Origin of the sequence: Allobosea massiliensis (assembly GCF_042655245.1) — a bacterium.
GTDB lineage: Bacteria > Pseudomonadota > Alphaproteobacteria > Rhizobiales > Beijerinckiaceae > Allobosea > Allobosea massiliensis.
The window spans coordinates 14,757-30,577 of the sequence record NZ_JBHSLU010000038.1 but is presented as its reverse complement, the minus strand read 5'-3'; the positions used below and the strand labels follow the sequence as shown (position 1 = coordinate 30,577).

The following is a 15,821-nucleotide window of genomic DNA, read 5'->3' as shown; positions in this document are numbered from 1 at the left end:
GAACGGCGGGCGGCGTTCGTGGCCGATATCGGGCTTGTCGGGCGTTAAATCAAGCGCGGGCCGGCGCTCGCGCCCGGGTCGCGGCCGCCTTCTCTCCCTCCGGCTCGAACACCTCGAGCAAGGCCTTGCGGATGGCGAGCTGCCGCGCGGTCGAGACGATCTTCGCATTCGTCAGGTCGGTGACATAGAACACGTCGACCGCCTTCTCGCCGAAAGTGGCGATATGGGCGGATGCGATGTTGAGGTTGAGCTTCCCGATCGCGGTGGTCAGATCGTAGAGCAGGCCGGGCCGGTCGAGCCCGGCGATCTCCAGCACCGTGTGGCGGGCCGAGAGCACATTGTCGATGATGACCTCGGGCGCGACCTGGAAGGTCTGGCCGCGCGGCGGCGGCGCCCGGCGCTGGGCGACGAGATCGGCGATCTTGATCTCCCCCTTCAGCGCCCGCTCGATCGCCGCCGCGATCCGCTCGGCGCGGCGCAACTCGTCGTCGTCACGGTCGAAGGCGCGCGAGACCGAGATCGTATCGAGCACGAGCCCGTCGGTGGTGGTGAAGATCTGGGCGTCGACGATATTGCCGCCCGAGGCCGCGCAGGCGCCGGTGACGATGGCGAGCAGGCGCGGATGGTCGGGCGCGAGGATGGTGAGCTCGGTCACACCGCGGAACTGGTCGGTCTCGACCAGCGTCGCGGTGGTGCGCCCTTCGGCCTCGGCGCGGGCCATGAAGCGGGCATGCTTCTCCTGCCGGCCGACATCGGTCTTGATCCAGTAGGCCGGGTAGTGGCGGGCAAGATAGGCGTCGCGGGCGGCGTCGCCCCAGTCCGAGAGCCGCTCCTTGAGGGCATCCTGCTTCTTCTCAACCCGCGCCTTGCGCTCGATCGCGGAATGTCCGCCGGCGAGCATGATCTCGGTCTCGTAATAGAGCGTGCGCAGGAGCTGGCCCTTCCAGCCGTTCCAGACGCCGGGGCCGACAGCCTTGATGTCGGCCACCGTCAGCACGAGCAGGAGCTTCAGCCGCTCCAGCGTCTGCACCGTCGCGGCGAAGCTTTCGATCGTCTTGGGGTCACCGAGATCCCGGCTCTGCGCCACCGTCGACATGTCGAGATGGTGTTCGACCAGCCAGGCCACGGTCTCGGTCTGGCCTTCGGTCAGGCCGAGCCGCGGCCCGAGCTTGCGGGCGATACGGGCGCCGGCGATCGAATGATCCTCGATGCGGCCCTTGGCGACGTCGTGCAGGAACAGGGCGACGTAGAGCGCCCGCCGGTTGGTGATCGTCGGCATGATGCCGTTGGCGAGGGGATGCTCGGATTCGAGCACGCCCGCATCGATCTCGGCGAGAACGCCGATGCTGCGGATCAGATGCTCGTCGACCGTATAGTGATGATACATGTTGAACTGCATCATCGCGACGACGCGGCCGAAATCCGGCACGAACTTGCCGAGCAGCCCGGACTCGTTCATCCGCCGCAGCACCGCTTCGGGCGAGCGCCGTGCCGTGAGGATCTCCAGGAAGATGCGGTTCGCCTCGGGATCGTTGCGCAGCTGCGGCGTCACCAGTCGCAGGGACTGTGTCACCAGCCGGCTGGCCTCGGGATGGATCGCGAGATCGTCGCGGCTGGCGATCTCGTAGAGCCGCAGCAGATTGACCGGGTCGCGCCGGAAGGCGTCGGGATCGACGACGTTGAGCCGCTGGCTCTTCAGCGTGAAATCAGGATGGCCGAGCGCGCGCACGCGCTTGCGCTTAGCGAAGGAGCCGAGCAGCCGGGAGAGTGAGGCGCGCGGCTTCTGCTGACGCGCTTCCAGCGCGGCGCAGACGATCGCCGTCAGGTCGCCGACATCCTTGGCGACGAGGAAATAGGCCTTCATGAAGCGCTCGACCGGCGCCTGGCCGCTGCGCCCGGCATAGCCGATGGCTGCCGCGACCTGACGCTGCAGGTCGAAGGACAGCCGCTCCTCGGCCCGGCCGGTGATGAAATGCATCCAGCAGCGGACGCGCCAGAGAAATTCCTCCGAACGCTGGAACATCAGCAGTTCCTTGCGGTCGAACAGCCCGGCCGCGACGAGCTCGCGCGCGTCGTTGACGCGGTAGGCGTATTTGGCGATCCAGAACAGCGTGTTGAGATCGCGCAGGCCGCCCTTGCCGTCCTTGACGTTGGGCTCGACCAGATAGCGTGAGGTTCCGGCGCGGCGCACGCGGGTCTCGCGCTCCTGCAGCTTGGCCTCGGTGAAGGCCGGGGCGGTTCCCTCCACGACCTCCGCACCGAAGCGCCTGACGAGATCATGGAACAGCATCACGTCGCCCGCGACGAAGCGCGCTTCCAGCATTGCCGTGCGGATCGTCATGTCCGCACGCGCCTCGCGCACGCAGTCGTCGAGTGAACGGACGGAGTGGCCGACCTTCAGTTTCAGGTCCCAGAGAGGGTACAGCATCGCCTCGACGACGCTCTCGCCCCAGGCCGTCTGCTTGTGCGGGAACAGGAAGAGCAGATCGACATCCGAGCCCGGCGCCAACGTGCCGCGGCCATAGCCCCCGACCGCCACCACGGCGATGCGCTCGGACTGGGAGGGATTCTGCGCGGGATAGAACAGCTCGGTCGCCGCCACATGCAGGCAACCGACGATGGCGTCCATCACGGCGGACAGGTGCTGTGCGCAGACCAGACCATGGCGCGGCCGCTTCAGAAGGCTCTTTGCGGAGTCGAGCCCCTGATCGAGGACGCTTCGCAGCGCCGCGACGAGGGCGGGACGCGCCTGGGGCGTGGGTGCAGCCGCCACGTCGGCCAGCAGCGGAGCCATGGCACGGCGCGGATTGGCGAGAACGGCGTCGAGTTCGAGAGCCGGCTGATCGGCAGAGGATGACACCAGCCCTGACCTCGCTTGCTGGAATGCCCGGCGCGGGACCCTTCTGCTGGTTAGCATGGGGAGGAGATTCGCAAAGAAGTTTAAATAGCAGATAATTGACGTGAAATATGACAAACAACATCCCGACATGTCCTGTTTGACATACAGAACGAATGGACCTACAAGGCGGATACGCGCCGATTTGAGCCACCAGCTTGCGGGCGCGAAACAAGTGCAGCTAAAGCGTGGGGCATGGGCGCCAACCTGTCGCTCGGTCCCTTCGCGCATCGAAAGGGACCACGAATGACCATTTCCCGCCGTCTCGCTATCGCCGGACTCGCCGCCTCGCTCGTTCTGTCTGCCGGACAGGCTTTTGCCCAGGCGCCGAAGGAAATCCGCATCGACTTCGCGACCTACAATCCCGTCAGCCTCGTGCTGAAGGACAGCGGCATCCTCGAAAAGGCGCTGGCCGCCGACGGCATCACCGTGCGCTGGGTCCAGTCCGCCGGATCGAACAAGGCGCTGGAGTTCCTGAACGCGGGCTCGCTCGATTTCGGCTCGACCGCCGGCGCCGCCGCGCTGATCGGCAAGATCAACGGCAACCCGATCAAGTCGATCTACGTCTACTCGCGGCCTGAATGGACGGCACTCGTCACCGGGGCCAAGAGCGAGATCACCAAAGTCGCCGACCTCAAGGGCAAGCGCGTCGCGGTCACGCGCGGCACCGATCCGCACATCTTCCTGGTCCGGGCGCTGGCCGAGGCCAAGCTGACCGAGAAGGATGTCAGGCTCGTCCTGCTGCAGCATGCCGACGGGCGCCTTGCGCTCGAGCGCGGCGACGTCGACGCCTGGGCCGGTCTCGACCCGCTGATGGCCGCGGCCGAGGTCGAGAGCGGCGCGAAGCTCTTCCATCGCAAGGCCGCCGACAACACCTGGGGTATTCTCAATGTCCGGGAGGCCTTCGCCAAGGACAATCCGGCCCTCGTCCGCAAGGTGCTGGCCGCCTATGAGCAGGCGCGGACCTATGCCCTCGCCAATCCGGCCGAGCTGAAGAAGACCCTGGTCGCCTATACCAAGCTGTCGGACGCCGTGATCGAGCGACAGCTCACCCGGACCGAACTCACGCATTCCAGCATCGGGTCAGCGCAGGCCGAGACCATCATCGCGGCCGGCCTCGCGCTGCAGGAGGCGGGCGTCGTGCCCGCCAAGACCGATGTGAAGGCCGTGGTCGACGATCTGCTCGACCGCAGCTTCGCCGTCACCAACTGACCCACGCTGGGATCGGATGAGCGCGCTCGGGATCGAGACGGCAGGGCTGGGCGAGCAGGGCGATCCAGCCCGGCCTCGGCCCCGTCGTCCCGGCCTGGCGCTGGCGGGGTTTGCGCTGCCGGTCGTTCTGGCCGTGCTGTGGGAGGTCGCCGTCAGATCCGGCTTCGCCAATGGCCGGCTGATGCCGCCGCCGAGCGTGGTCGGGGCCACCCTGTGGTCTCTCGCGGCTTCGGGCGAACTCTTCACCCATGCCGCGGCGACGCTCTGGCGGGTTGCGGCCGGGTTTGCTCTCGGTGCGGCGGCGGGCACCCTGCTCGGCGCCATCACCGGTGCGCTTCCGGTGGCGCGCGGCCTGATCGACCCGACGCTTCAGGCCCTGCGCGCCATCCCCTCGATCGCCTGGGTGCCGCTCTTCATCCTCTGGCTCGGCATCTTCGAGGCGTCGAAGGTCGCGCTGATCGCGGTCGGCGTGTTCTTCCCGGTCTATCTCGGGGTCGCTGCGGCGATCCAGGGCATCGACCGCAAGATCGTCGAGGTCGGCCGTGTCTTCCGGCTCGGCCGGCTGGCGATGGCGCGACGGGTTCTGCTGCCGGCAATCCTGCCGGCCTGGATCACCGCGCTGCGCTCGGGGCTGGGGCTGGGCTTCATGTTCGTGGTCGCGGCCGAGATCATGGGCGCCAGCGAAGGGCTCGGCTACCTCCTCGTCGATGGCCAGCAGCTCGGCCGGCCCGACACCATCATTGCGGCCATCATCAGCTTCGCCGTCCTCGGAAAGCTGGCCGATGGCCTGCTCGTCGCCCTCACGCGGCCGGTTCTCGCCTGGCAGGACACGGCCCGCGACAAACTCTGAGTGAGCCCTCGATGCTGAGCTTCGAGACCCTGTCGAAAACCTATGCCGACGGCACGCAGGCGCTGTCGGCCATCACGCTCGACGTCGCGCAGGGGGAGATTCTCGCGCTCGTCGGCGGCTCGGGCTGCGGCAAGACCACCTTGCTGCGGCTGATCGCCGGCCTCGACCGGCCGAGCGCCGGGCGCATCCTGCTCGACGGCGACACGATCGCCGAGCCGCGCGCCGATGTCGGCGTGATCTTCCAGGAGCCGCGACTCTTTCCCTGGCTCTCGGTTGCGGAGAATGTCGGCTTCGGTCTCTCGCATCTCTCGGCCTTCGAGCGGGAGGGACTGGTCACCAACGCGCTCGTGCGGGTGGGCCTTGGCGGTTATGACCGGCGCTGGCCGCGCGAGCTTTCGGGCGGTCAGCAGCAGCGCGTCGCCATCGCGCGCGCCCTCGTCACGCGCCCCAAGCTGCTCTTGATGGACGAGCCCTTCTCCGCGCTCGACGCCACCACCCGCGCCAGCCTCCATGGCCACCTGCTCGCCCTGTGGGTCGAAAGCCGGCCGACGGTGGTCATGGTCACCCATGACGTCGAGGAGGCGGTGACGCTGGCGGACCGGATCGTGGTGATGCAGCCCAAGCCCGGCCGCATCTTCGACGAATTCGACAACCCGCTCGCCCGCCCGCGCGACCGGCTCTCGCCGGCGTTCGAGGCCGCCAAGCGCGAGGTGCTGCGCAGCCTGGATCGTTCGCTGCGTGACGAGGCCCCGCACCAGCAGAAGGCCGCGGAGACGGCCGGGATGTGGTGGTGAGTCGCGTCACGGGGCATCGCTTTCCGGTGGCCTGTGACCGCTCGAGCCTCTATCAGCGCATCCCACAGGTTCATTCGACTTGAGGTTCTGACACCATGGACGTCACCGCTCTTCGCGCCCTGCAGGCCCCGCTCAAGGACGCCTACCGTTCGGACCCCAATGCGGCCGTCGTCACCCTGAAGGCCAAGGGCGAACTCGACGACCAGCATATCGCCTGTAAGGTCGAGACCGGCCGTGCGATCGCGCTGGCGGGGCTGCACCCGGCCACTGGCGGCTCAGGCGCCGAACTCTGCTCGGGCGACATGCTGCTGGAGGCCCTCGTCGCCTGCGCCGGCGTCACCCTGAAGGCGGTGGCGACCGCGCTCGAGATCGAGCTGAAGAAGGGCGTCGTCCATGCCGAGGGCGATCTCGACTTCCGCGGCACGCTCGGCGTCGCCAAGGACGCCGCGGTCGGCTTCAAGGCGATCCGGCTGTCCTTCGAGGTCGAGACCGACGCGCCGCAGGAGAAGCTCGACACGCTGCTGAAGCTGACCGAGCGCTACTGCGTCGTCTTCCAGACGCTCAATGTGAAGCCCGAGATCAGCGCGACCCTTTCGGTCGCCTGATCGCCCGGCCGCTCACTCCGCGGCCTTCTTCAGGGTCAAACCCTCGGCGAAGGGCAGCGTCGGCTCGCCCTTCGCCTCGTCGAAATCGAGCGCCACGATGCGCTCGCCGCGGCTGGCGATCTTGCCGGCCGAGGTGCGCAGCCCGGCCACATCGTCCTGCGCCTGGCGGAAATGCTGATCGAGCTTCTCCGCCCGCTCGGCCAGCCGCCGGACATCGGCCAGCAGCTTGCCGACCTCGCTCTGGATCACCTGCGCCTCTTCCCGCATCCGCGCATCGCGCACCAGCGACTGCATGAGCTGGATCGCGAGCGCCAGCAGCGAGGGCGAGACGATCATGATCCGCGCGCGATGCGCCTTCTGGATCACATCGTCGAAATGCTCGTGCAAATCGGCATAGATCGATTCTGACGGCACGAAGAGCAGGGCGAGGTCCTGGGTCTCGCCGGGCAGGAAATAGCGCTCGGCGATGTCCTTCACGTGCACGCCGACATCGTTGCGGACGCGTGCGGAGGCGGCCTTTCGCGCCTCCTCGCCACGGGCCTCCCGCAATTGCGTGAAGCTCTCCAGCGGGAACTTGGCGTCGATGACGAGCCCGCGCCCGTCGCCGGGCAGCGTCACCAGGCAGTCCGGCCGGTTGCCGTTGGAGAGCTGCGGCTGGAAGGCGAAGAAGGCGCCGGGCAGCCCGTCCCGGATGATCGCCTCCATGCGACCCTGGCCGTAGGCGCCGCGCGCCTGCTTGTTGGAGAGCACGTCGCGCAGCGTCACCACTTCGGAGGTGAGGCTGGTCAGGTTCTTCTGAGCGCTGTCGATTACCGCGAGCCGCTCCTGCAGCTTGCCCAGGCTTTCGGTGGTCTGGCGGACATTCTGCTCCAGACCCTGGCCGACCTGATGGCGCAGCCCCTCCATGCGATCGGCGACGAGGCGTGCGAGATCGCCCTGCCGCGTCGAGAGGATCTCGGCCATGGTCTGCATCCGGCCGGTCAACTCCGCCTGGAGCCGGTTCATCTCGGCGACCTTGTCGTCGGTCTCGCGGGCGCGCTCGGCGGCGATCAGCGCCTCCAGCGCCCGTCTGCGGCTGCCGCGCCAGGCCGACAGCGCTAGCAGCAGGAGCAGCCCGAGCGTCGAGACGCCGAAGCCGAGCGCGGCCTGCGCCCAGGTCACGGGCCGGTCGAGGAGGGTGAAAGCGATCTCTGTCATCGCGGCAGGATAGCCGATTCGGGTGAATCAATTCGAACGAAAGCGGAACGGTTTGACCCGCGATGCGCGAGCGCTTATGTGGCCCGTCCACCACCCGAGAAACCGCGCAGACACAGCCCCATGGCCATCCGCCCGCTCGTCATCCTGCCAGACTCCCAGCTTCGGTTGGTGTCCGCCCCCGTGGCCGAGATCACGCCCGAGATCCGCACCCTCGTCGCCGACATGTTCGAGACGATGTACGACGCGCCCGGGATTGGGCTGGCCGCCATCCAGATCGGCGTACCCAAGCGCGTGGTGACGCTCGACGTGGCCAAGCGCGCGCCTGAGCCGGAGGACGCCGCTGCTGGCGAGGACGAAACTTCCGACGCAGCCGACAGCCAGGAGAAGCGCGACCGGCAGCCGCGCAATCCGATGGCCTTCATCAACCCGGAGATCACCTGGTCCTCGGAGGAGCGCAGCGTCTACGAGGAAGGCTGCCTCTCGATCCCGGAATATTATGAGGAGGTCGAGAGGCCGGCTTCGGTCAGGGTCGCCTACACCGATCTCGACGGACAGCGGCAGGAGATCGAGGCCGACGGCCTGCTCGCCACCTGCATCCAGCATGAGATCGACCATCTGAACGGCGTGCTGTTCATCGACCATCTCTCGCGCCTCAAGCGCGAGCGCGTCACCAAGCGCTTCGCCAAGCAGGCGCGACGCGAGGGGTGACGGGACAGCGAGAGCAAGCCGCCGTCATCCGGACGAGCCGCGCCAGCGGCGCCGATCCGGAATCCATCGGAGGGCTCAGGCATCCTATGATGGATTCCGGGTCCTCGCTTTGCTACGCCCGGAATGGCGGGCGCGATTGAGGTAACATCCAGCGTATGAGTTTGCGCGTCATCTTCATGGGCACGCCCGATTTCGCGGTGCCGACGCTGACCGAAATCATCGGCCAGGGGCACGAGGTCGTCAGCTGCTACACCCGCGCCCCGGCGCAGGCGGGACGGGGCCTCGAACTGAAACCCTCGCCGGTGCACAGGGCGGCCGAGCGCTTCGGCATCCCCGTCTTCACGCCCTCGACCCTGAAGACGCCCGAGGTGGCCGAGCAGATCGCCTCCCATCAGGCCGATGTCGCGGTCGTCGTCGCCTATGGCATGATCCTGCCACAGGCGATCCTCGACATTCCGGAGCTCGGCTGCCTCAACCTGCATGCCTCGCTGCTGCCGCGCTGGCGTGGCGCCGCGCCGATCCAGCGTGCGGTTATGGCCGGCGATGCCGAGAGCGGCGTCTGTGTGATGAAGATGGAGGCGGGCCTCGACACCGGCCCCGTCGGCATGGTCGAGCGGCTGGAGATCGGCCCCGACATGACCTCCGGCGAACTCCACGACCGGCTGGCGCCGCTGGGCGCCGATCTGATGGTCCGTGCGCTCGCCGCGCTCGGGCGCGGCGGCCTGCAGTTCACGCCGCAACCGGAAGAGGGCGTGACCTACGCCGCCAAGATCGCCAATGCCGAGGCGAAGCTGAACTGGGCCCGCCCGGCCCGGCAGGTCCACGATCTCGTCCGAGGGCTCGCGCCCTTTCCGGGCGCCTTTGCCGAGATCGATCTCGGCAAGGGCCCCGAGCGGCTCAAGGTCTTGCGCACGGCACTCGCCGGCGGCGCGGCCGAGCCCGGCATGTTGCTCGACGACGAAGGCACCGTCGCCTGCGCGGAAGGGGCGGTGAAGCTGCTTCAGGTCCAGCGGGCCGGCGGGCGGCCGGTCAGCGGCGCCGAGTTCCTGCGCGGGGCGCGGCTCTCCGCCGGCCAGAAGCTCTGATGCCGCGCTACAAGCTCGTCATCGAATATGACGGCACGCCCTTCTCGGGCTGGCAGCGGCAGCTCAATGGCCCGTCCGTACAGCAGAGCGTCGAGGAAGCGATTCAAGCGTTCTGCAACCATCCGGTCAGGCTGCACTGCGCAGGCCGCACCGATGCCGGCGTCCACGCCACTCATCAGGTCGCCCATGTCGATCTGGAGAAGGAATGGCGCACCGATGTCGTGCGCGATGCCAGCAACGCCCGCCTCAAGCGCCTGCCGGTCGCGGTCTGCTGCGCCGAGGCCGTGCCTGACGATTTCGACGCCCGGATCTCGGCCAAGCGCCGCTACTACATCTACCGCATCCTCGACCGGCGCGCCCAGCCGGCGCTCGACCGCGACCGGCTCTGGCATGTCCCGGTAAAGCTCGATCACGAAGCGATGGACCGCTCGGCCAAGGCCCTGCTCGGTCATCACGACTTCACCACCTTCCGCGCCGCCGAGTGCCAGGCCAACAGCCCGATGCGCACCCTGGACCGGCTCGACGTCCGCCGCGAGGGCGAGGAGATCGTCGTCTATGCCCATGCCCGCTCCTTCCTGCACCATCAGGTCCGCTCGATCGTCGGCTGCCTGAAGATGGTCGGCGCCGGACGCTGGCCCGAGAAAAAGCTGGGCCAAGTGCTGGCGGCGCGGGATCGTTCGCAGTGCGCGGCGCTGGCGCCGCCCTGCGGGCTCTATCTGGCGGGGGTAGACTACTAAGCCCGTCGGGGCTCGCCGCCTCAGAAGATGATGAAGCCGAAGGAGCGGAGGATCGCGTAATCCGCCACGATGCTGGCCAGCAGCACGGGCGTGGCGACCCCGCTCCCGGCCCCGAAGGCTGCACGCGCCACACAATAGCGCAGCCGCAGCACGATGGCGGCGAAGGCGAGCGTCTGGAGCAGCGCGAGGCCCGGTGTGGACCATCCGATCGCGAACACCGTAGCCGGAACGGCGACCAAACCGGCCGCCAGGATTCCCGCCCAGTTCCAGGCGATGACGAAGGCGGTGAAACGCGGTGTTTGCGCGAGATGCGGAGCGAGCGCGAACAGCAGCGCCGGCACGGCCAGAATGCTCGCGAGCGTCGCCCCGAAAACCGCCAGCGCCAGGCCCGGAGCGGTGAACAGCCCCGCCGAATTGGGCAGGCCGGCATGAATTCTCAGCGCCGCGAGCAGGGCGATCGCGGCGGGCAGCGTCAGCGGCAGCAGGGCGACGAAAGAGCGCCAGAATCCGCCGCGTGTCAGTTCCAGATCCTCCAGCGCCTCGGCGCCGCGCCCCATCAGCTGCCAGGAGGCGCGCAGCGAGCGCGTCACGTCATCGGCCGCGAGCTTCATCCCACCATCCTTAGACTTTCGTCTAAGATGACTATGGGTCAGCGCCTGAAGCTCGTCAATCGGCTCCGGCAGCGGCGAAATAGCTCGTCAGCAGGCGATGCGTGATCGCCTCGAGGGTCAGAAGATCCGCCACGGCGACGCGCTCGTCGACCTGATGCATGGTCTGGCCGACCACGCCGTACTCGACCACAGGGCAGTAACTCTTGATGAAGCGCGCATCCGACGTGCCGCCGGTTGTCGACAGGGCCGGCCGCCGCCCGGTCTCGGCCTCGACGGCATCGGCGACCATCGCCACGAAGGGGCCGGGTTCGGTCAGGAACGCGACCGCATTGGTCGGCTCGAAGACGATTTCGTAGCGAACGCTGTTGCCGGCGGCCTCGCGCAGGCGCCGCTCGATCTCGGCCGCGAGAGTCTCCGGCGTCCAGACATCGTTGAAGCGGATGTTGAAGACGGCCCTGGCCTGCGCGGGCACGACATTCGTCGCCGGATTGCCGACGTCGAGCGTCGTGACTTCCAGATTGCTCGGATCGAAATGTGCGGTGCCCTTATCGAGTGCGGTGGCTTCCAGCGCCGCGAGCAGCCGCACCATCCCGCGGATCGGGTTCTCCGCGAGATGCGGATAGCCGACATGGCCCTGCTTGCCATGGACGGTCAGGCGCCCGGTCAGCGAGCCGCGTCGGCCGATCTTGATCATGTCGCTCATGGTCGCCGGATTGGTCGGCTCGCCGAGCAGGCAATGGTCGAAGCGCTCGCCCCGCGCATGCGCCCATTCGAGCAGCTTGACGGTGCCGTTCACAGCCGGTCCCTCCTCGTCGCCCGTAATGAGAAACGCGATCGAGCCTGGAGCGTCGGGGTTCTCGCGGCGGAAACGGAGCGCCGCCGCGATCATCGCGGCGAGGCCGCCCTTCATGTCGCAAGCTCCGCGGCCATGCAGCATGCCGTCGCTGATCGTCCCGCCGAAGGGGGCGCGCGTCCAGGCGCCGGCGTCTCCCACCGGCACGACATCGGTATGGCCGGCAATGACGAAGACGGGGCCCTCGCGCCCGATCCGGGCATAGAGATTCTCGACATCGGGCGTGCCGGCCGCCGAAAAGACCGGCCGCTCGACCGTGAAGCCCTCGGCCGCCAGCAGCTCGGCGATGAGGCCGAGCGCCCCGCCCTCCGCCGGAGTGACCGACGGGCAGCGGACCAGCGCCTGGGTCAGCGCGACGGGGTCGAGGGGATCGAAGGCGAGGAGGTCGCGGGGCTGTGTGTCCATGCGCCCGCTTTAGCATCGGTCCCGCCGGCCGCAAGCGGCTCCTCGTCACGAGCCGACGGCATCAGGCCGAGATCGACCAGCGCGAAGAGCCAGGCGATCAGCGAAATCGTATCGAGCGAGGGCGCCCAGGCGATCGGCAGGAGGGGTCGGAGCTGACCCGGCAGCACGATCGCGCAGACCAGGATGATGCCGTAGAGGCCGCTGCTGCCGCGGTCGGTCGCGCGTTTCGCGGCCAGCGCGGCCCAGGGGAAGAGGGCAAAGGCATGCGCGAAGGCCACGGCGCGCTCGGATCCATGGCCGAACAGGCCTGGTGCAGCCTGCTGAAGGCCGAACAGGGCGACCGCGACGACGGCGCTGCCGAGCCAGAAGCGGCCGAGGCCGATACGGCCGTCGAAGTCGGTGAGCAGGCGGACAAGGGTCATCGATCAGGCTCCGATGATGCCGTTGTGGCACGCTTGCGGCCGCCCCGGAAGGATATGGTGAATAAAAGGTTAACGCCGTCGTGCAGCGCCGGTTCGTGAAAGAGCTTGAACGGGGCCGGCTGCCCCGTTAGCTGCGGCGCAGGGTGCCGGCACCGCCGGGCGCGAACCCGGATGCCAACGGCGCGACGGTGCCGAGCGAGGTTGCGAGATGACGATCCGATTCCACCGTGGCGATCTGCCGGACGGCTTCGACGCCGGGGCCAGCATCGCCATCGACACCGAGACGCTCGGCCTCAACCCGCATCGCGACCGCCTCTGCGTGGTGCAGCTCTCCCGCGGCGACGGCACGGCGGATGTGGTGCAGGTCCTGAAGGACGGTCCAAGGCCCGCGAACCTGATCCGCCTGCTGCAGGATCCCGCCGTGCTCAAGTTGTTCCACTTCGCCCGGTTCGACGTCGCGGTGCTGCGCCATGCCTTCGGCGTCGTCACCGGCCCGGTCTACTGCACCAAGATCGCCTCGAAGCTCACGCGCACCTATACCGACCGACACGGCCTGAAGGATCTGGTTCGCGAGTTGCTCGGGATCGAACTCTCCAAGCAGCAGCAATCCTCCGATTGGGGCGCCGAGACTCTGAGCGAGGCGCAACTGGCTTACGCCGCCTCCGACGTGCTGCATCTGCATGCCCTGCATGGGCGTCTCGAGGCGATGCTGGCGCGCGAGGGGCGCACCCATCTCGCCAGGGCCTGCTTCGACTTCCTGCCCTTCCGGGCGGAGCTGGATCTCGCCGGTTGGTCCGAAAACGACATCTTTGCTCATGCTTGACAAATTCTAAGCCTTCTTGCGTCAGTTTGACCGCGGTGTCCGACGGGGGCGCGTTCGCCGCACGACACGAAAAAGCCGTTTGCGACTGCCATTCCGCGGGGCATGACTGTGGCGATGACAACCAATGACTGGGCCGCCCGCCCCAACGGGCCGGCGGCGCGGCGGCAGGCGGCGTTCGGCGCGGCACGCCGGCACACGCGGCTCGTTCATTTCCTGCGCAAGGCGATTCCCGTGGGAGCGGCTATCGCGGTCGTCTCCCTGCTGGTGGTGCCGTTCTTCACCCCGCTCAGTGGCGTGGCCAGCGTTTCGCTCGGCGCGGTCGGGATCTCCGGCGGCAAGGTCAAGATGGATACGCCGCGCCTGTCGGGCTATCGCAAGGACAACCGGCCCTATGAGGTGACCGCCGAGGCCGCCTTGCAGGAAATCCGCAACCCCACACAGGTCGAACTCCAGCAACTTACCGCGCGGCTCCAGATGGAGCGCGAAGGCTGGGTGACGGTCAACGCCAAGAGCGGCCTCTTCGACACCCAGAAGGAAAAGCTGAAGCTGGTCGACGATGTCCATGTCCGGACCGAGAACGGCCATGACATCCGCATGAAGACGGCCGATGTCGACTTCAAGGGCGGCACGGTCGTCTCGAAGGAGCCCGTCAAGGTCAGCCTCGGAACCACCACCGTCGATGCCGACTCGCTCGATGTGAAGGACAACGGCGCGCTGATCGTTTTCCAGGGGCGCGTGCGCGCCTATATCCCCAATGCTCCGGCCGGCACCATCGCCGGCCCCGAGCGCGAGGGCAGCACCCCGCAACCGGAACTGCTCCGGTCGGGTCTCTCAGGAGCGGGCACGCAGGGATCGGCGGCTGCCGGCCCCTCCCGCGCGACAGGACAGTGACCATGCAGACTTCCGCCCGTATCTCCCTGCTCTCCTGCCTTGCCGCCACGGCCGGCGTATTCGCCCTGCTGATGGCCGCTATGGGGCCTCAGCAGGCGATGGCGCAGGCCAAGGCGCGCGGCGGCAATGCCAGCTCGCCGCTCGGCGGTCTCGGCGGAGACAGCAAGGAGCCGATCAAGATCGATGCCGACAAGCTGGACGTGCTCGACAAGGAGAACCGTGCGGTCTTCAGTGGCAATGTGGTCGCGGTCCAGGGCGAGACCACGGTCCGCTGCACGGTCATGACCGTGTTCTATGAGGGGCGGGGCGGCCAGGGCGCCGGCGCCAAGCCGGCAACGCCCACGCCGGCGGCTGCGCCGGGGCAGGGCAACGACAGCTCGATCAAGCGCATCGAATGCAAGGGGCCGGTGACGGTCGTGTCGAAAACCCAGGCCGCGACCTCCGACAATGCGGTGTTCGACCGTTCGACCAATACCGTCATCATGACCGGCAATGTCGCGCTGAACGACGGGCCCAACATCACGCGCGGCGAGAAGCTGACCTACAACACCGTCACCGGCATCGCCAATGTCGAGACCAACAAGGGTGGTCGTGTGCAGGGCTTCTTCGTGCCGAACGCAGCCGATGCCAACAAGGGCACGCCCGGCGCCAAGCCCGCGACCCCACCGACCAACTGAGCGGCCGATCCCGCGCGCGCTCGGCGCGCGTCCCTCTCGATCTCTCCAGTCCAGGCGCACCCCTCCACGTGACTCTCTCCGACATTTCGCAAAGCGTGACCGCACCCGGGCGCGAGGCGCCTTCGACCGCCCGGCGCGGGGCGAACCTGCTCGGACGGCTCTTCCGCCGGTCGGAGAAGGAGGCTCGGGAGGAGGACTCGGCGGGCGTCACCGCGCTGGGCGGCCCGGGCATCCTGTCCGTCACGGGTCTGCGCAAGAGCTATGGTGGCCGCACCGTCGTCAGCGACGCCAGCCTGTCGCTGCGCCAGGGCGAGGCGGTCGGCCTGCTCGGCCCCAACGGCGCCGGCAAGACGACGATCTTCTACATGATCACCGGGCTGGTCGCGGCCGATCTCGGCACGATCTCGCTGGAAGGAAACGACATCACCCAGCTGCCGATGTACCAGCGGGCGCGGCTCGGCATCGGCTATCTGCCCCAGGAAGCCTCGATCTTCCGCGGGCTGAGCGTGGAAGACAATATCCGGGCGGTGCTCGAGGTGGTCGAGCCCGATCGTCGTGAGCGCGAGCGGCAGCTCGACCAGCTGCTGGAGGAGTTCACCATCGCCCGCCTCCGCAAGGCGCCCTCGATCGCGCTGTCGGGCGGTGAGCGCCGGCGCTGCGAGATTGCGCGCGCGCTCGCCGGCAAGCCCTCCTTCATCCTGCTCGACGAGCCCTTCGCCGGCATCGACCCGATCGCGGTCGGCGACATTCAGGCGCTGGTCCGGCAGCTCACCGACCGCGGCATCGGCGTGCTGATCACCGACCACAATGTCCGCGAGACGCTCGGTCTGGTCGATCGCGCCTATATCATCCATTCGGGCCGGGTGCTGACCGAAGGTTCGCCGGCCGAGATCATCGCCAATCCCGATGTGCGCCGCGTCTATTTGGGCGAAGATTTCCGCCTCTGAGCCGAACGCGGACGCCCGCTTCGGACGCCATCCCGCGACCGGCAATGCCGTCGATCTGGCCGATTGTCATATCGCACTTGCGAGATAATGGTGCGCCGCATTAACTTC

At 68.0% G+C, this 15,821-nt stretch carries 16 protein-coding genes; 11 read left to right on the top strand and 5 right to left on the bottom strand.

Translation table 11 applies throughout. The features are described 5' to 3' along the window. Nucleotides 1-49 precede the first annotated feature (49 nt). A complete protein-coding gene (locus ACFPN9_RS13400) occupies nucleotides 50-2,794 on the bottom strand; it encodes a [protein-PII] uridylyltransferase (protein ID WP_066721721.1) in 2,745 nt (914 codons plus the stop codon). A 348-nt stretch (nucleotides 2,795-3,142) separates the two neighbouring features. Here ACFPN9_RS13400 and ACFPN9_RS13395 point away from each other — a divergent pair, with 348 nt between their 5' ends. From ACFPN9_RS13395 to ACFPN9_RS13380, 4 genes are all read left to right on the top strand, one after another. Next, entirely contained in the window at nucleotides 3,143-4,108 is a 966-nt protein-coding gene (locus ACFPN9_RS13395; RefSeq protein WP_066721677.1) for an aliphatic sulfonate ABC transporter substrate-binding protein, read from the top strand. A 16-nt stretch (nucleotides 4,109-4,124) separates the two neighbouring features. Continuing rightward, entirely contained in the window at nucleotides 4,125-4,958 is an 834-nt protein-coding gene (locus ACFPN9_RS13390; protein ID WP_082737554.1) for an ABC transporter permease, read from the top strand. An 11-nt stretch (nucleotides 4,959-4,969) separates the two neighbouring features. Further along, nucleotides 4,970-5,752, top strand: coding sequence for an ABC transporter ATP-binding protein (locus ACFPN9_RS13385; RefSeq protein WP_066721675.1), 783 nt, complete (start codon nucleotides 4,970-4,972; stop codon nucleotides 5,750-5,752). A gap of 95 nt (nucleotides 5,753-5,847) precedes the next feature. After that, entirely contained in the window at nucleotides 5,848-6,357 is a 510-nt protein-coding gene (locus tag ACFPN9_RS13380; RefSeq protein WP_066721673.1) for an OsmC family protein, read from the top strand. Between the two features lie 12 nt (nucleotides 6,358-6,369). Here the strand turns inward: ACFPN9_RS13380 and ACFPN9_RS13375 are convergent, their stop codons facing one another. Continuing rightward, nucleotides 6,370-7,554 carry a DNA recombination protein RmuC gene (locus ACFPN9_RS13375; RefSeq protein WP_066721671.1) on the bottom strand — a complete coding sequence of 395 codons (1,185 nt, stop codon included), beginning with the start codon at nucleotides 7,552-7,554 and terminating at the stop codon, nucleotides 6,370-6,372. 120 nt (nucleotides 7,555-7,674) lie between these two features. Between ACFPN9_RS13375 and def the strand changes: the two genes are divergently transcribed. From def to truA, 3 genes are all read left to right on the top strand, one after another. Beyond that, complete coding sequence (def, locus tag ACFPN9_RS13370; RefSeq protein WP_066721669.1) at nucleotides 7,675-8,262, top strand: peptide deformylase; 588 nt, start codon at nucleotides 7,675-7,677, stop codon at nucleotides 8,260-8,262. A gap of 155 nt (nucleotides 8,263-8,417) precedes the next feature. After that, complete coding sequence (gene fmt / locus ACFPN9_RS13365) at nucleotides 8,418-9,347, top strand: methionyl-tRNA formyltransferase (RefSeq protein WP_066721667.1); 930 nt, start codon at nucleotides 8,418-8,420, stop codon at nucleotides 9,345-9,347. Beyond that, nucleotides 9,347-10,084, top strand: coding sequence for a tRNA pseudouridine(38-40) synthase TruA (gene truA, locus ACFPN9_RS13360; protein WP_066721666.1), 738 nt, complete (start codon nucleotides 9,347-9,349; stop codon nucleotides 10,082-10,084). The genes fmt and truA overlap by 1 nt, the downstream gene beginning before the upstream one ends. 20 nt (nucleotides 10,085-10,104) lie before the next feature. Here the strand turns inward: truA and ACFPN9_RS13355 are convergent, their stop codons facing one another. Genes ACFPN9_RS13355 through ACFPN9_RS13345 form a run of 3 tightly spaced genes read right to left on the bottom strand, consistent with a single transcriptional unit; the run spans nucleotide 10,105 to nucleotide 12,375 of the window. Continuing rightward, nucleotides 10,105-10,695, bottom strand: coding sequence for a hypothetical protein (locus ACFPN9_RS13355; RefSeq protein WP_066721664.1), 591 nt, complete (start codon nucleotides 10,693-10,695; stop codon nucleotides 10,105-10,107). 55 nt (nucleotides 10,696-10,750) lie between these two features. Then, a complete protein-coding gene (gene dapE, locus ACFPN9_RS13350; protein ID WP_066721662.1) occupies nucleotides 10,751-11,953 on the bottom strand; it encodes a succinyl-diaminopimelate desuccinylase in 1,203 nt (400 codons plus the stop codon). Beyond that, nucleotides 11,896-12,375: a DUF805 domain-containing protein gene (locus ACFPN9_RS13345; protein ID WP_066721660.1), complete on the bottom strand. Its 480-nt coding sequence runs from the start codon at nucleotides 12,373-12,375 to the stop codon at nucleotides 11,896-11,898. The genes dapE and ACFPN9_RS13345 overlap by 58 nt, the downstream gene beginning before the upstream one ends. 208 nt (nucleotides 12,376-12,583) lie before the next feature. On the opposite strand from ACFPN9_RS13345, the gene ACFPN9_RS13340 reads away from it, so the two are divergent. From ACFPN9_RS13340 to lptB, 4 genes are all read left to right on the top strand, one after another. After that, on the top strand, nucleotides 12,584-13,198 hold the full coding sequence (locus tag ACFPN9_RS13340; protein ID WP_066721659.1) for a ribonuclease D: 615 nt from the start codon (nucleotides 12,584-12,586) through the stop codon (nucleotides 13,196-13,198). Between the two features lie 114 nt (nucleotides 13,199-13,312). Beyond that, nucleotides 13,313-14,089 carry an LPS export ABC transporter periplasmic protein LptC gene (gene lptC, locus ACFPN9_RS13335; protein WP_197426640.1) on the top strand — a complete coding sequence of 259 codons (777 nt, stop codon included), beginning with the start codon at nucleotides 13,313-13,315 and terminating at the stop codon, nucleotides 14,087-14,089. Nucleotides 14,090-14,091: 2 nt separating this feature from the next. Next, nucleotides 14,092-14,766: an LptA/OstA family protein gene (locus ACFPN9_RS13330; protein ID WP_066721657.1), complete on the top strand. Its 675-nt coding sequence runs from the start codon at nucleotides 14,092-14,094 to the stop codon at nucleotides 14,764-14,766. 95 nt (nucleotides 14,767-14,861) lie between these two features. Next, nucleotides 14,862-15,713 (top strand): LPS export ABC transporter ATP-binding protein, encoded by an 852-nt coding sequence (gene lptB / locus ACFPN9_RS13325; RefSeq protein ID WP_066721655.1) that lies wholly within the window; start codon nucleotides 14,862-14,864, stop codon nucleotides 15,711-15,713. Nucleotides 15,714-15,821: the final 108 nt, after the last annotated feature.